The sequence below is a fragment of the Acinetobacter sp. YH01019 genome, from assembly GCF_013420285.1.
In the GTDB taxonomy this organism is placed as follows: Bacteria; Pseudomonadota; Gammaproteobacteria; order Pseudomonadales; family Moraxellaceae; genus Acinetobacter; species Acinetobacter gandensis.
Window position 1 is genome coordinate 1 of the sequence record NZ_VOYM01000019.1, and the last position, 15830, is coordinate 15830.

General features: G+C 40.1%; 11 protein-coding genes and 2 tRNA genes. 4 read left to right on the top strand and 9 right to left on the bottom strand.

Annotated elements, in window-relative coordinates:
- Positions 1-211: 211 nt before the first annotated feature.
- From FTT84_RS06690 to pyrC, 8 genes are all read right to left on the bottom strand, one after another.
- Positions 212-1630, bottom strand: coding sequence for an amino acid permease (locus tag FTT84_RS06690; protein ID WP_067766018.1), 1419 nt, complete (start codon positions 1628-1630; stop codon positions 212-214).
- 124 nt (positions 1631-1754) lie between these two features.
- Positions 1755-1830 (bottom strand) — tRNA-Glu (locus FTT84_RS06695).
- Positions 1831-2109: 279 nt separating this feature from the next.
- On the bottom strand, positions 2110-3540 hold the full coding sequence (locus FTT84_RS06700) for an amino acid permease (RefSeq protein ID WP_180080618.1): 1431 nt from the start codon (positions 3538-3540) through the stop codon (positions 2110-2112).
- Positions 3541-3666: 126 nt separating this feature from the next.
- The gene (locus FTT84_RS06705; protein ID WP_167348723.1) at positions 3667-3819 is read right to left on the bottom strand and encodes a hypothetical protein; all 153 of its coding nucleotides are present in this window, start codon (positions 3817-3819) and stop codon (positions 3667-3669) included.
- A gap of 193 nt (positions 3820-4012) precedes the next feature.
- The gene (locus FTT84_RS06710) at positions 4013-6532 is read right to left on the bottom strand and encodes a TonB-dependent siderophore receptor (protein WP_180080616.1); all 2520 of its coding nucleotides are present in this window, start codon (positions 6530-6532) and stop codon (positions 4013-4015) included.
- Positions 6533-6738: 206 nt separating this feature from the next.
- Positions 6739-6814: transfer RNA gene (locus FTT84_RS06715), tRNA-Glu, on the bottom strand.
- 20 nt (positions 6815-6834) lie between these two features.
- Complete coding sequence (rnt, locus tag FTT84_RS06720; RefSeq protein ID WP_067766008.1) at positions 6835-7494, bottom strand: ribonuclease T; 660 nt, start codon at positions 7492-7494, stop codon at positions 6835-6837.
- Positions 7479-8513, bottom strand: a complete 1035-nt coding sequence (gene pyrC / locus FTT84_RS06725; protein ID WP_180080613.1) for a dihydroorotase — start codon at positions 8511-8513, stop codon at positions 7479-7481. Before pyrC ends, rnt begins: the two co-directional genes overlap by 16 nt.
- Before the next feature lie 153 nt (positions 8514-8666).
- Here pyrC and FTT84_RS06730 point away from each other — a divergent pair, with 153 nt between their 5' ends.
- Positions 8667-9923, top strand: coding sequence for a GGDEF domain-containing protein (locus FTT84_RS06730; RefSeq protein WP_067766002.1), 1257 nt, complete (start codon positions 8667-8669; stop codon positions 9921-9923).
- An 81-nt stretch (positions 9924-10004) separates the two neighbouring features.
- On the opposite strand, the gene argG is transcribed toward FTT84_RS06730, so the two are convergent.
- Complete coding sequence (gene argG / locus FTT84_RS06735) at positions 10005-11348, bottom strand: argininosuccinate synthase (protein ID WP_067765999.1); 1344 nt, start codon at positions 11346-11348, stop codon at positions 10005-10007.
- Between the two features lie 618 nt (positions 11349-11966).
- On the opposite strand from argG, the gene lldP reads away from it, so the two are divergent.
- The 3 genes from lldP to lldD are packed head-to-tail and all read left to right on the top strand — an operon-like array spanning position 11967 to position 15564.
- Positions 11967-13634, top strand: a complete 1668-nt coding sequence (lldP, locus tag FTT84_RS06740; RefSeq protein WP_171256696.1) for an L-lactate permease — start codon at positions 11967-11969, stop codon at positions 13632-13634.
- A gap of 32 nt (positions 13635-13666) precedes the next feature.
- Positions 13667-14410 carry a transcriptional regulator LldR gene (gene lldR / locus FTT84_RS06745; protein ID WP_067765996.1) on the top strand — a complete coding sequence of 248 codons (744 nt, stop codon included), beginning with the start codon at positions 13667-13669 and terminating at the stop codon, positions 14408-14410.
- Between the two features lie 2 nt (positions 14411-14412).
- Positions 14413-15564, top strand: coding sequence for an FMN-dependent L-lactate dehydrogenase LldD (lldD, locus tag FTT84_RS06750; RefSeq protein ID WP_067765993.1), 1152 nt, complete (start codon positions 14413-14415; stop codon positions 15562-15564).
- The last annotated feature ends 266 nt before the right edge of the window (positions 15565-15830 follow it).

Below are 15830 nucleotides of genomic sequence, written 5' to 3' on the forward strand. Positions count from 1 at the left end.
TGTACACGGTGCACTGGGTTATGTATCGCCTTTTGAGTTTGAAGCAATGTACTATGATAAGATTAATCCGTTAGGTCAGGTGGCCTAACTTAAATAAAAAAGTCTCCGACAAACCCGGTACGGTTCAATGCTTAATGTATTGATGTTTCCCTTGCAGTATAGTGATAAAAAAAGAGCAACCGAAGTTGCTCTTTGTAAAACTCAAATCAAATTAAGATTTGTTGTGGTAGAAAGTATAGTAACTGGCATAACACACAGCAATAAATGCCAAACAACCAAAGAAGCTAATACGCATACTTGGATCAAATACCATACTGATACAGGTAATGAAACAGAACACGAAGCCAAGGATTGGAACAATTGGGAAGAGTGGTGCGGCAAAGCCTAGATCTTTGGCAGTTTTGCCTTCCTTATACCATTGGCGACGGAAGTTAAACTGACTTAAGCAAATACTCATCCAAACCACAACCATGGTAAATGCAGCAATTCCTAAAAGATTAGTGAAAATCGTTTCAGGGGCAAATTGCTCAGACAATAATCCTGGTAAGCCACCAATCATTGTTACAATCACTGCAACATACGGAATACCACGTGCATTTACACGAGAGAACACGGCTGGTAATTGCTTCTTATAAGACAAAGACCACATCATGCGTGATGCTGCAAATAGTCCTGAGTTCGCAGCAGATAAAAGCGCAGTAATAATGACAAAGCGGATTACATCTTCAGCATAAGGAATACCGATATGTTGGAATACCGCAACAAATGGTGAGCTACTGACGCCATCACCACCAAGACCTGCTTCTTGATGTGGTAATAAGCAAGTAACGACCACAATGGTACCCACAAAGAAAATCAACAAGCGGAAAATTGCTGTGTTAATCGCTTTCGGTACATTTTTAGCAGGGTCTTTGGTTTCACCGGCAGCAACACCAATGAGTTCAGTACCTGAGAAAGCAAAGTTAACAATTAACATGGTCGTGAAAATTGGGAACAAGCCTTCAGGGAACCAACCTTGTGCGGTAAGATTACTAAAGAGCGGTGCTGTTTCTTGACCTTGATAGCCAATAAAACCAAAGATAGCCATTAAGCCGAGCACGATAAAAGCAACTACGGTGATTACTTTAATCAAAGCTAACCAGAATTCAGATTCAGCAAACCATTTGGTTGAAATCATATTTAAGCTAAATACAAAAGCACCAAAGATTAAAGTCCACATCCACATGGAACTGTCTGGGAACCATTCCTGCATGAGCAGTGCTGCAGCAGTAAATTCAGTTCCTAGGGTAACTGACCATGTCAGCCAATATAACCAAGTGATGGTATAACCTGTGCCTGGACCAATATAGCGTTTAGCATAAGCGCCAAATGAGCCAGATTCAGGCATATGCACAGCGAGCTCACCTAAGCAAAGCATCACCATGTAGGCGATTACACCGCCTAAAAAATACGAAAGAATGGCACCTACAGGCCCCGTTTGTGCAATGACTTCACCCGAACCTAAAAATAGACCAGTACCGATTGCGCCGCCAAGCGAAATCATTACCAGATGTCGAGTACTCATAGCGCGTTTTAACGGCGCAGAATTGCCCTGATGCGAAGCATCATTCGGAGAATGAGATGACTGCATAGAGTAAAAGGAAAAATCAAGAAATGAAGCGAGTAATTGTAGTGAACAATGTTACTGTTCTGCAATCAATTAATATAATTTATAGATAAATAAACTGATTGTTTGTCAGAGCTGACAGAAGAATTGGCGTCCCTACGGGGATTCGAACCCCGGTTACCGCCGTGAAAGGGCGATGTCCTAGGCCTCTAGACGATAGGGACGTTTTGAGGTGCTTGTATGTTATGGATAAATAGAGACCGAGTCAAAGGAAATTTTGAAAAATACGATTTATTCGTTTGTTATTCATACACATAAACTGAATTTTTAATCCTTAAAAGGTCTAAGTTAGATGTGTCAATAAATAATTATAGTTTTCTCATAAAATGAGAAATATGCAGCGATCATGTAGTGAATTAAAAAAATAGTACAAACGGAGGATTTGCCATTTAAAAAGTGAACCTGAGATTGGTCAGATTCACTGAATAAAAGCTTAGATAAGATTAATTTTTATTATGGTATAACCAGTAATAACCTGCATAGCATGCTGCCATGAACAGCAAGCAGCCGATGAAACCAGAGAGCATTTCAGGGTCTGCCGCCATACTTAAGCCAGTTGCAGTACAACAAACAAAACCTAAAATAGGTACCAATGGGAACCAAGGTGTACGGAATTTAAGTTCAGATACACGATGACCTTGTTTGAGCCATTGGCGACGGAAGTTGAACTGACTCCAACAAATACTCATCCAAACGATGACCATGGTGAATGCCGCGACACCCATTAAGTTTTTAAAGATCACATCTGCGCCAAATTGCTCTGAAAGCAAGCCTGGTAGGCCACCGATCATGGTAACTAATACAGCAACGTAAGGCACACCCGATTTGCTCAATTTACCAAATACGGGTGGCAATTGTTTTTGCGCAGACAGTGCCCACATCATGCGTGAAGCAGCATAAAGGCCTGAGTTCGCAGTAGAAAGTAAGGCTGTAATAATGACGAATCGAATAAAGTCTTCAGCGTATGGAATCCCCATCAGGTTGAAAACTGATACAAAAGGACTGCTACTTAAACCTCCATGACCACCTACATTTAAGCCAGCATCGGTATAGGTTAACAACGAGCTAATCACAATAATTGTGCCGACAAAGAAAATGATAAGTCGCCAAACGGCCGCATGAATGGCTTTCGGTACATTCTTTTCAGGATTTTGAGTTTCGCCAGCAGCAATACCGATCATTTCTGTACCATTAAAGGCAAAGTTCACAATCAGCAAAGTTGCAAAAAGCGGAAATAAACCATTTGGGAGCCAACCGTGTTCAGTTAAATTATGAAACATCGGTGCAGATTCATAACCTTGGAAAGGTACAAAACCGAAGATGCAAGCAAAACCAAGAATAATGAATAGCAGCACAGTTGCGACTTTCACCATCGACAACCAAAACTCTGATTCAGCAAAAGTACGTGTAGAGCTTAAATTTGAGAACAATACCCCTGAAGCAAAAATCAGCGTCCATAACCAAATTGAAGTTTGTGGAAACCACTCCTGCATAAGAATCGCGGCTGCGGTGAATTCTGTTCCAAGCGTCGCAGACCAGCCAAGCCAATACATCCACGAGACCATATACCCAGTACCTGGGCCAATATAGTTCGTTGCAAATGCACCAAAGGAACCTGAAACAGGTAAATGTACAGCCAATTCACCTAAACAGAGCATGACCATATAGGCAATTAAGCCGCCAATAATATAGGCAAGGACTGCACCGAGTGGGCCGGCTTGTGAAATTACTTCACCTGAACCCATGAATAAGCCAGTACCAATGGCACCGCCAAGAGAAAGCATAACGAGGTGACGAGTCGTCATCGCTCTTTTTAGCGATGGACTATGTCCCTCTGCAGATGAAGACTGCGAAGGTTCTGAGGGAGATTGCATAATGAAAATAAGTGTTTAGAAAGATGTATTTTATGATTGATTTGAATAAAATATGAGATAAATCGTATTTTTCTTATAATGTGAGAATCTTAATCTAAAATCTTGATATTTAAAGCCGATCACTACTTAGTGATCGGGTGTCTGAAACTGTGATTCAGAAGCGGCTTTCGGTTCAGCATGTTCCGTAGCTGGAGCAGGGGTATTATCACGACTGACAATATAAATATACAGTGCAGATGGAAATAAAATGGCTAAAACCAAGAGCAACTTTTTAAGCATGAGGTTAACTAACATTGAAAAACGTATTGCTTCATTATAAACAAAACGAGTCAGACTGAAAGTAATTAAAGTTTTAGGTTTTCCTGTTCAAGTTTTGAAAGTATGAGTTGGTAAATATCAGGATACTGTTATTTAAATTTATATAGAGCTTATTTCATAAATAAAAATAGCACCTTAGAGCTCTTTGATTACTTTAGAATTTGAACGTTACATCAGCAATGAATTGTCGCCCAATTTCAGTCATAACTCGAGGCGTACTTGAAGTACTTGTTGCTCCAGTTACATAGGTATTAATGCGATTCGTTACATTATTAATAGTGAGACCAAAAATTGCTTTTAAATCTTTACCTAAATTTATGTCATAAGTTGTTCGCATATCCCAAGTAAACTTAGGTTTAATTTCAGAAGCAATATAAGAGTCGATTTTTGAACCGTTATAGTCAATCTTTCCATTTGAAATCATGTCGTCATAACTATCTTTGTAACTAAAATAGTTTGATAGTTTTATTGGGGCTGAATCAAAAGCAATGTCCCAGTTAATGCGAGCAGTCCAAGGTTGATTAAAATTTTGCGCAGGACGGTCGGCCCATTGAATTATTTTACCATCATAAGAAATTAAGCGGTCTTGTTCGGCATCTTTATATTCAGATGTATAGTCAATATAGCTACGGAATATTTCACTATAGTCAAAACCTAATGCAAATAAATGCTGCGTACCTGCAATATTGAATGGCTCTCGGTTTTTTAGTGTCAAAGAATAGATGTCTGCTTCACCATGTCCATCATTGGCATATTCGTAAGAAAAATTGAACCCATCTTGAGGAATGTCTGTACGGTTGCGGGATATTTCATCTTGATACTTACGATTAACCCATTTTAGATCTAAATCCCAATTTTTAATCTGGCTATTAATCCCAAAAACTGTTTCATCACTAAATGGTGTCTTAAGTTCTGAGCGGCGTGTAGAAGTTGAAGAACTAGACATAGATTCAACCCAATCAGTTTCAGGGTTTGGACGTGTTGCCTTATACAATAACTCTCCCATTGCATCATTAAGTTCTGTACCTAAAGTTTGCTGTCCATAGTATCGGTTCCATCCAGCTAAAATGTGCAGTCTGTCATCTTGAAAAGGTTTGTAAGACATTGAACTACGCGGGGCAATGTTAAAATTAGAGCTTAAAGAATCATAGTCTGCCCGAATACCGAAACGTGTTGAAAAGTGATCTGACCACTGAATATTGTCTTCAATAAATGCATTGAAACGGTCTTGTTGCGCCGAAAATTGACCAGCTTTATAAATTGATGCTGATGCAAAATATTGTCCTGTCCAACCTTGTATAGTTGTATTGGTGTCACATAATAAGTCATCTGGTAGGCAAGTATAATTACCTAAATTTTTAAGATTTGTTGAATTACTATTAGTGATTAATACATCTGAAGCACGCCTCCAATCAACTTCTGCATGGCTGTAACCAACGCCAGCGAGGATATTGTGTTGTGTTTGTCCTATTTTAAATAAATCGAAAGCAGCTTGGGCATCATAACTTAAGGCCGTCTGATTTTGCTCTAATTGTCCTAGCATAGTCCCCTCTGAAACAGTTTTTGAGTCTGTCCAATCTTTACTGCCTTCGGCAAAATGCCAGATCAAGCCGTAATTTTTATCCGATTGGCGGTTACTATCAGAGTTCTGGAAATTGAGTTTATGAGTGAGTGTTGCTGGGCCAAACCGGTGTTCGAGTTCAGAAAATAAGGTTACGGTCTCGGTTTCAAGTGTACTTTCTGAATTTCGGCGACTATCTGCATAATTGAGACTATCTAAGATCCCATAATCGAAGCCAAATTTAGCTTTAGTTGTTTCTGAAGGTGAGTAGAACAAAGTTGTTCCAAGATTAATGTTTTTTCGTTCCTGATCAATTTTTTTAGGGCTATCGAAACCACTTAAAACAGGTATAACCGAGGTTCTTTTTGATGCATAACTATTAAAGCCCCATTGTTCTGAAAGCTTTCCGTAGATATTTGTGCTTAGGCCTTGTTTTGTATATTCTTTTTGATTGGCTTCACTCGGTTCTTCAAATAAATCTTGTTCTTTTTGGCTAATAATATTATATCTAGCCCAATCACTTTCAGTATAGTCATATGTAATCGAACCATGAATTTTACCAATTTCAGTGTTAGGTGCACATGTTTTTGCATTAATTACACCACCTGTAAACTGACCATAAGCAGCAGAAACATTGCTATCTAAGATTTCAAGCGAACATAGTAGATCTGTGTTGACAGCCATAGCTTGTGAGCCAGTACCAAAGCTGTGCATTGTATTGGATTCAGAATCTGTCGGATTAATCAATAAGTTATTAGAAACACCATTGACTATAAAATTGTTTTGAAAGGTCTGTGCACCATTAATTGAAATTTCTGCTGGTTTAAGTTCTGCTTGAGATCCAGAAGCATTTTGGCTTTGGCTAAACTGCACATTTGGATTAACTTTTAAAAAGTCAGTGATGTTTTTAGAGCTATTCGGCGTTTTTTCTAAATCTTCTTTGCTATAAACAGTTTTACCAACTTCTTGTTTGGCTTTAACTTCAACCTCAATAGGTGTCATCGACACCGTATTGGTTTTGATTTCTTCGGTGATCTGGCTTTCATTTGCATACGTTTGAGATGCTAAAGCAGTCAAAATTGCGATATTAAGGGGAGAATAGGCAAAGCGCATGGCTGTCAACAATTATGCAGATAAAAACGATAGCGATTATCATTAACTTTACAAGAATAATCAATAGAAATGAGAATTATTTGCAATAAATGTTTTTTTAATACACAGAAATTCAATCAATGAGAATTAAGATAGAAATAGAAGTAATTTAAGAATATTCATTCGTTATGAATATTAGAAAAAAGAAAGAGCTTGATAAGAAGTATTGGCGTCCCTACGGGGATTCGAACCCCGGTTACCGCCGTGAAAGGGCGATGTCCTAGGCCTCTAGACGATAGGGACGTTTAGAAGATGGCGGTATCTTATTGATCCGCCACCAGAGTGTCAAGTAGGTGAGGGCCGAGTTTGTTCAAAATATAGCAGAACAGTTCAGCAGTCTTTTGAGTGTCGTACAAGGCAGAGTGAGCCTCTTTACCATCAAACTCAATTCCAGCTTGAATACACGATTTAGCAAGTACAGTTTGACCAAACATCACCGCACTTAAAGTTACGGTATCAAATACGGAAAAACTGTGAAAAGGGTTTTGATTTTTTGTACCGGTACGGGCAATTGCTGCTTGTACAAAACCTAAGTCAAAATGCGCGTTATGACCGACTAATACCGCATGTGTGCAGTTTTGTTGACGACGTACTTCATTTACAGATTTAAAAATACGCTTTAACGCAGATTTCTCATCCTCTGCCATCGCCATACGCATTGGGTTAAATGGATCAACACCAATAAAATCTAAAGATCTACGGTCAAGATTCGCACCTTCAAACGGATTAATATGCGCATGGTGAGCTTCACCTGGCACAAATTTCCCTTCTGCATCATACACAATTGGAATGGCTGCAATTTCCAGTAAGGCATCGGTCTGTGAGTTAAAACCTGCTGTCTCGACATCGACAACAACAGGTAAAAAACCACGGAAACGTTGACCAACTACTGGTCGAGTTTCATCTGTCACACTTTTCTCCATTGAATGGTCTTACCCGCATATAACGGAATAATTTTTTCGCCATCCAAATAGTCTAAACTTTCAGGGATCACTTGATCTTCTTTTACCAAAGTAATGGTATTGGTATTACGAGGGAGTCCGTAGAAGTCTGCGCCAAAGTGACTTGCAAAACCTTCTAAGCGGTCGATTTTACCGACTTGATCAAATGCTTGAGCGTAGAGCTCAATTGCTGTAGGTGCACTATAACATCCTGCACAGCCACATGCATTTTCTTTAGCATCTTTTGAGTGCGGCGCGCTATCTGTACCTAAGAAAAACTTAGGATTTGCACTGGTTGCTACTTCAAGTAAGGTTTGCTGATGTGTTTGACGCTTTAAAATTGGTAAGCAGTAGAAATGCGGCTTGATGCCACCGACTAACATATCATTACGGTTAAACAATAAATGTTGCGGGGTAATAGTGGCAGCAACGTTACGGTCTTGTTCTAGAACAAAATGCGCAGCTTCACTTGTGGTGATGTGTTCAAGCACCAATTTTAATTTTGGAAATTGTTTAAGCAGTGGAGATAACACTTCATCTAAGAAGCGTTTTTCACGGTCAAAAATATCCACATGATTATGTGTCACTTCACCATGAAGAAGCAGAGGAACTTGATGTTCTTCTAGTTGCTCAATCACAGCATAGACCTTACTAATGTCGCTGACACCACTGTCTGAGTTTGTGGTTGCACCCGCAGGGTAAAGTTTAATGGCATTGACGTGTGCAGATTCTTTAATTTTTTTCACTTCACTTGGAGATGTATTGTCAGTGAAATACAACACCATGCGTGGGTCAAAGTGTACGCCTTCAGGTACATGAGCCATGATACGTTCACGATAGGTATTCGCTTCTTCCACTGTTTTAACCGGTGGAACAGTATTTGGCATGCAGATCGCACGAGAGAATTGTTTTGCTAAATCGGGAACTGTGCGCTCAAGTGCTAAACCATCACGTAAATGTGCATGCCAATCATCTGGCTGAAGAAGAGTAATCGTATTCACAGCGATCCCGGAACTTTGAAATAATACAAATGATAATGCATATAATGTGAAAATGGTAACGAGAATTCAGGACAAATGGTATTGTGGGTATAAATAAATTTTGAAAACTGTGGTATTTTTAAATCACTAAAAGAATTAGATAAATGCTTGGAAATGGAATACAAGTATAACCTTGCAAAGTTGCAATACGATAAGGAAAAAATAGAAGAACTGATTACACGGCAAACGCGTCGTGTCGGTGAAATTTTTCCGAAAAAACTCGAGCAACAATTTTGGTCGCTCAATTTACAACGCGCCCGTCATAACATCAGCCAATACTTTTGGATGGGTGTACTAACTTATTTTGTTCTCACTGTCCTGATTATTCCTGGGGATTACTGGATTATTCAAAAAGAACATTTTAGCCATGACTTTATTAAATGTTTATTGGGTTTGGTTAATGGCGCACTGTGCTTGCTGACGCTTTATGCCTTCTCGCGTTATAACATTCTCAAAGCTTATTTTGCCCATGCCAGTATGTTCATTGTATTTTGGGCTGTGCTATCGATGACATGGTTGACCATGACTGTATACACCGAAGCCTTAAAGCATCAAGCGATGATGATCATCTGCATGATTTATATTTTGGGATATATTTTGACAGGGGTTAAACCTATACACATGCTAATGGTTGGCATGTTGGCAGCAGTGATTACAATGCTGATGCTGTTTTCAATGTATGTACAATTTGATGCAATGGTTATGGGTCGTGTATTGATGGGTAGCTGTGTGATGGGCTTTGCTGTTAGTAAAATGCTCTGCGCACGTGAACGCATGATTTATTTAAATATGTTACGTGCAGATATCAGTGAGAAAATACATCGTATCCATACCACTGAGCTATTGCATCTTAGTCAGCATGACGAACTAACTAAAATATCCAATCGCCGCACATTAGATGAAATGCTTGATACTTTTTATGAGCAATCTAAACAAAACAATACAGCACTTGCTGTGCTGTTCATCGATGTTGACCACTTTAAAAATTATAATGATTTCTATGGGCATCAGAAGGGTGATGAGGTCATTTCAACGATTGCCAAAACGATTAAAAATGCCATTCGACATATGGATTTTGTCGCACGTTATGGTGGTGAAGAGTTTGTGGTTTTACTGCCTGAAACCGATGCGCATGGTGCTTATGCGGTAGCGTCAAATATTTATAAAGCAATCGATCGTTTAGAAATTCCACATGCCAAATCACAGGTTTCAAATCACGTCACTATTAGTTTGGGTATTACGGTATATCGTGCTGAAAATATGACGAAGGATGAACTGTTAAATATTGCCGATCAGGCGTTGTATCGTGCGAAACAATTAGGCCGGAATCAAATTTATTACCAATCGATACGTGCAATCAATGTCGCTTAAAGGTAGGTTTAAGTGATGCTTTATAAAGCTTGGATATAAAAAACCGCGCAAATTGCGCGGTTTTTTTTGACTCAACAAATCTTATTTGTTTTTGTCTTTTAATTGAGGCACTGCAGAACCTGTACCCACTGCAAGCAAGCCAGCACCAGTGTAGATGCCAAGTTTTGCACGTGTATCAGTGATGTCAAGGTTACGCATAGTCAATTGGCCAATACGGTCAGCAGGACTAAACATAGAATCACCTTTCTCCATGGTTAAACGCTCAGCTTCATAAGTGAGGTTAGGAGATTCAGTGTTCATGATGGTGTAGTCATTACCGCGACGAAGTTCAATAGTAACTGTACCTGTAATCGCTTTAGCAACCCAACGCTGTGCAGTTTCACGAAGCATTAAAGATTGAGAATCGAACCAACGACCTTGGTAAAGAAGACGACCTAAACGAAGACCGTTAATGCGGTATTGTTCGATGGTGTCTTCGTTATGAATACCAGTCACAAGACGCTCGTAAGCGATGTGAAGAAGAGCCATACCCGGAGCTTCGTAGATACCACGAGATTTTGCTTCAATGATACGGTTTTCGATTTGGTCAGACATACCTAGACCATGACGACCACCGATACGGTTGGCTTCAAGAATGAACTCAACTGGGTTTTCGATGCGTTTGCCATTTAATGCAACAGGGAAGCCTTCTTCGAAAGTTACAGAAACTTCTTCAGCTTTTACTTCTACGTCATCTTTCCAGAACGCAACGCCCATGATTGGGTCTACGATTTTGATACCCGCATTCAGGTATTCAAGATCTTTTGCTTCGTGAGTCGCACCTAACATGTTTGAATCAGTTGAGTATGCTTTCTCTTTTGACATTTTGTAGTCAAAACCGTTGTCGATTAGGAACTGTGACATTTCTGCACGGCCACCTAATTCGTCAATAAAGGTTTGGTCTAACCACGGTTTGTAAATTTTTAGCGATGGGTTAGTCAATAGACCATAGCGGTAGAAACGTTCAATGTCGTTACCTTTATAAGTCGAACCGTCACCCCAGATGTTTACGTCATCTTCTTTCATTGCTGTTACAAGCATTGTACCTGTAACTGCACGACCAAGAGGAGTCGTGTTGAAGTAAGGCATACCACCAGTTGAAATATGGAAAGCGCCACATTGAATAGCCGCAATACCTTCTAATGCAAGTTGTAAACGACAATCAACTAAGCGAGCTTTAACTGCGCCATACGCTTCCGCTTTTTTTGGAATCGCATCGTAGTCGTCTTCATCAGGTTGACCTAAGTTTGCTGTGTAAGCATAAGGTTCTGCACCTTTTTGTTTCATCCACAAAAGCGCAGCTGAAGTATCTAGACCACCAGAGAAGGCAATACCAACTTTTTTGCCAACTGGGACATTCTGCAAGATAGTTGCATTATCAGTCATTGTTAATCCTAACGATATAAATATAGGCACCGAGAATGGGTGGCCTGAAAGAATACATATATGTGCGCGATTGTAGCACTTTTCTGCACGGTTTTTCTAAAAAATCATGAGATACAAGCGATGAGGTGGAAAAAAATGATCGTTGAAATCTATTGGTGAATACTTCATCCAGTTTTTGCGGGCGGAAAATGCGTTTTCTGAATGGAATAGGATGCAAATATAAATAAATCTATTTGATTTAAATAAATGGTCATACCAATATTGAGTTGATTTGGTTTTTATCCTTTTCGTTGAAATGAGACTGAAGTCAAACAAAGCTTGGTTATTAGACTAAAGTATATTTTATAAAGTTTATTCATAAATAATAAATATAAAACATATATTTAAAAAAGGATTGTTAAAAATCTAAACTGGAAAATAATGTTTTCGCATTGAATATTGGTCATACCAAAAATAAGAAAAGCTTGAATGGTTGAGTTGAAATAATTAAAAATTGCGGAGTATTTCAGCAATAGTATGAGTTTTTATGTCTTTAATATTTATATTGGTATTACCAACATGAAAAGACCACATGCTGATATTGCTCAATAATTAAATCTTAGTAAGCATTTCAAGGAGATGACAATGCTTCAATGGCAGCAAATATATGACCCAATGGGGAATATATGGATATCAAGTTTAATTGCGCTCATTCCGATTATCTTTTTTTTCTTGGCGCTTGCTGTATTTCGTTTAAAAGGCAGTGTGGCAGGTACGATCACCGTTGTACTGGCACTTTTGGTGTCTTTATTTGCCTATGACATGCCTGCGCTCATGGCATTGGCTTCGATGGTCTACGGTTTCTTCTACGGTTTATGGCCGATTGCATGGATCATTATTGGTGCGGTGTTCCTGTATAAAATTTCTGTCAAAACAGGGCAGTTTGACATTATCCGTTCTTCGATTCTTTCCATTACTGAAGATCAACGATTACAGATGCTGTTAGTTGGCTTTGCTTTCGGTACTTTCCTAGAAGGTGCGGCGGGCTTTGGTGCCCCTGTGGCGATTACTGCAGCACTATTGGTAGGTTTAGGCTTTAAGCCTTTATATGCGGCAGGTCTTTGTCTGATCGTAAATACAGCGCCAGTAGCTTTCGGTGCGATGGGTATTCCAATTATCGTTGCTGGACAAGTGTCTGGTGTTGATACGATGGAAATCAGTCAGATGGTTGGTCGACAGCTGCCATTTATGGTGCCGATTGTACTGTTTTGGATTATGGCGATTATGGATGGCTGGCGCGGTGTGAAGGAAACTTGGCCTGCGGTTGTAGTTGGGGCGAGTAGCTTTGCGATTGCACAGTACCTAACCTCGAACTTTGTCGGTCCTGAATTACCAGATATTACCGCGGCGATTGCCTCTTTAGTGTCATTAACGATTTTATTTAAATATTGGCAGCCTAAACATATTTTCCGCTTTGCAGATCAAGATGCGACGATGAGTGAAGATGTTGCTGCACAAAAACAGCAAAAATATAGCTTGGGTCAAATTGCAAAAGCGTGGTCGCCATTTGCGATCTTAACGGTGATGGTCACGATCTGGAGTATTAAACCGTTTAAAGATTTATTTACTAAAGACGGTGCCTTACATGATTTAGTTATTTCGATCAAAGTGCCATTTTTACATCAATTGGTTCAAAAGATGCCGCCAGTCGTACCTGAAATGAAGGACTACGATGCTATCTATAAATTTGATTGGTTTTCGGCAACAGGTACAGCAATTGTTATCGCTGCGATCATTACCATTATTTTCTTAAAAATGAAGCCGAAAGACGCGATTGTGACCTTTGGTGAAACCATTAATGAATTAAAAATTCCAATTTATTCAATTGGGATGGTCTTGGCTTTTGCATTTATCGCCAATTATTCAGGGATGTCAGCAACATTGGCATTAGCACTTGCACATACAGGTCAAGCCTTTACCTTCTTCTCACCATTTTTAGGATGGCTTGGTGTCTTCCTTACGGGTTCAGATACGTCAGCCAATGCGCTATTTGCTGCATTACAGGCAACCACTGCACAGCAAATCGGTGTACCAGAAGTATTACTCGTTGCTGCCAATACCAGTGGTGGTGTGACAGGAAAAATGATTTCACCCCAGTCCATTGCAATTGCATGTGCGGCAGTTGGCTTGGTAGGTAAAGAGTCTGATTTATTCCGTTTTACCGTAAAACACAGTATAACGTTCACAATCATGATGGGGATTTTAATCACCCTACAAGCTTATGTGTTCCCTTGGATGATTCCATAACACGCATTGTGTAACAACGTTAAGGAAAGCAGATGAAAGTCTCTGATAAAACTGTTCAAAGTCTTCGCGTATTGATTGAAGAAAGCAATATGCAAGTTGGAGATCGTCTGCCTGCAGAACGGAAACTGTGTGAACAACTTGGCGTCTCACGCACTTCTTTACGCGAAGCGATTTCTCAATTGACCAGCATGGGCGTGTTGGTCAGTAAAGTCGGTGCGGGGACTTTTTTAAAGCAATTACCAGCGACTTGGTCGAGTTATCAAATTGTGCAGCCCATCAGCAGTTTGATTAGTGAAGACCCTGCCTACCGGTTTGATGTGCAAGAGGCGCGCATTATTTTGGAAGGTGGTACTGCATGGTATGCGGCACAACGTGCTACAGCAGAGGACTTGGCACATATCCGACATTATTATGATCAGATCAATCATTTTCAGGCTTTAGGCAATGACGATGAAGCAGCGCGTGCAGATGCCAAATTTCATTTGGCGATTGCTGAAGCATCACATAATTTAGTGTTGATTCAGATGATGCGTGGTCTATTTGATCTGTTGCAATTTAATGTCGTTTTAGGTCGTCGAAAAGTTTATAGCGAAGCACACCGATTTGATCAATTGCATGATCAGCATTTTCAAGTCATGAATGCAATTGAACGTCGTGATCCTGAAGCTGCACGTAGAGCAGTCTGTGGACACATTGAGTTTGTAGTACAACAGGTGCGTATGATTGATGAAGAAGAAGCTCGTCGTCAGCGTGCCAGTCGATTAAACAGGATATAAGCATGATTATTTCTTCTGCCAATGACTACCGTGAAGCGGCACGACGTCGTTTACCGCCATTTTTATTCCATTACATCGATGGTGGTGCGTATGCAGAATATACCCTGAAGCGTAATGTAGAAGATCTATCAAAAATTGCTTTGCGCCAGCGTGTACTGAACGACATGTCACAGTTAAGTTTAGAGACCAAACTGTTTGATGAGACTTTGTCGATGCCAGTTGCATTATCGCCTGTGGGTTTAACAGGCATGTATGCACGTCGCGGTGAAGTTCAAGCTGCGGTCGCTGCAGATAAAAAGGGTATTCCGTTTACGCTTTCTACCGTTTCAGTATGTCCAATTGAAGAAGTGGCACCTGCGATTCAACGTCCAATGTGGTTCCAGCTCTATGTACTACGTGACCGTGGTTTCATGAAAAATGCTTTGGAGCGTGCTAAAGCGGCAGGCTGTTCAACCTTGGTGTTTACTGTGGATATGCCTGTTCCGGGCGCGCGTTACCGTGATGCCCACTCGGGTATGAGTGGCCCAAATGCAGCAATGCGCCGTTATATGCAGTCATGTTTCCACCCACATTGGGCGTGGAATGTCGGCATGATGGGACGTCCGCATGACTTGGGCAATATTTCCAAATACTTAGGTAAGCCTACAGGTCTAGAAGATTATATTGGTTGGTTAGGTTCTAACTTCGATCCGTCTATTTCGTGGAAAGACCTTGAGTGGATTCGTGAGTTTTGGGATGGGCCAATGGTCATTAAAGGAATTCTGGACCCTGAAGACGCCAAAGATGCAGTGCGTTTCGGTGCAGATGGGATTGTGGTTTCAAACCATGGTGGTCGTCAGTTGGATGGTGTTTTATCTTCTGCACGTGCGCTTCCACCAATTGCAGATGCAGTCAAGGGTGATATTAAAATCCTTGCAGATTCGGGTATTCGTAATGGTCTAGATGTTGTACGTATGCTGGCGTTGGGTGCGGACACGTGTATGCTCGGTCGTGCTTTTGTTTACGCATTAGGTGCTGCGGGTGGAGCGGGCGTTTCAAATCTTTTAGAACTGATTGATAAAGAAATGCGTGTGGCAATGACTTTAACAGGTGCAAAAACCATTGCTGATATTACTTCAGATTGTTTGGTACGTTTAGAGCGAGAGTTGGCTTAGCCGTTAACTTTTAAATGTCAAATTCGAGTTGTTTCTTAACTTTGATACGCGTAAATGTCATCTGCAATTGTTCGAGGCAGGCTTACATATTTAAAGTGATGTTTCTGCGAAGATAATATTTATCAGAAAGTATTTGACGAGTTTTGCGGATGACAATGGTTTTGCCTACTTTTCCCAAAAGGAAAGTAGGTCGAACCGAAGGTTAATTCCTAAATATAAACAAAACTGAAATTACTCCGCCGTTATGAATCCTTTAAAGCCTGAAC

What these genes read in the sequence shown, in the direction of transcription:
- FTT84_RS06690 (WP_067766018.1), bottom strand. Translation starts at nt 1,630, where the DNA reads ATGCAGTCATCTCATTCTCCGAATGATGCTTCGCATCAGGGCAATTCT.
- FTT84_RS06700 (WP_180080618.1), bottom strand. Translation starts at nt 3,540, where the DNA reads ATGCAATCTCCCTCAGAACCTTCGCAGTCTTCATCTGCAGAGGGACAT.
- FTT84_RS06705 (WP_167348723.1), bottom strand. Translation starts at nt 3,819, where the DNA reads ATGCTTAAAAAGTTGCTCTTGGTTTTAGCCATTTTATTTCCATCTGCA.
- FTT84_RS06710 (WP_180080616.1), bottom strand. Translation starts at nt 6,532, where the DNA reads ATGCGCTTTGCCTATTCTCCCCTTAATATCGCAATTTTGACTGCTTTA.
- rnt (WP_067766008.1), bottom strand. Translation starts at nt 7,494, where the DNA reads ATGGAGAAAAGTGTGACAGATGAAACTCGACCAGTAGTTGGTCAACGT.
- FTT84_RS06730 (WP_067766002.1), top strand. Translation starts at nt 8,667, where the DNA reads ATGGAATACAAGTATAACCTTGCAAAGTTGCAATACGATAAGGAAAAA.
- argG (WP_067765999.1), bottom strand. Translation starts at nt 11,348, where the DNA reads ATGACTGATAATGCAACTATCTTGCAGAATGTCCCAGTTGGCAAAAAA.
- lldP (WP_171256696.1), top strand. Translation starts at nt 11,967, where the DNA reads ATGACAATGCTTCAATGGCAGCAAATATATGACCCAATGGGGAATATA.
- lldR (WP_067765996.1), top strand. Translation starts at nt 13,667, where the DNA reads ATGAAAGTCTCTGATAAAACTGTTCAAAGTCTTCGCGTATTGATTGAA.
- lldD (WP_067765993.1), top strand. Translation starts at nt 14,413, where the DNA reads ATGATTATTTCTTCTGCCAATGACTACCGTGAAGCGGCACGACGTCGT.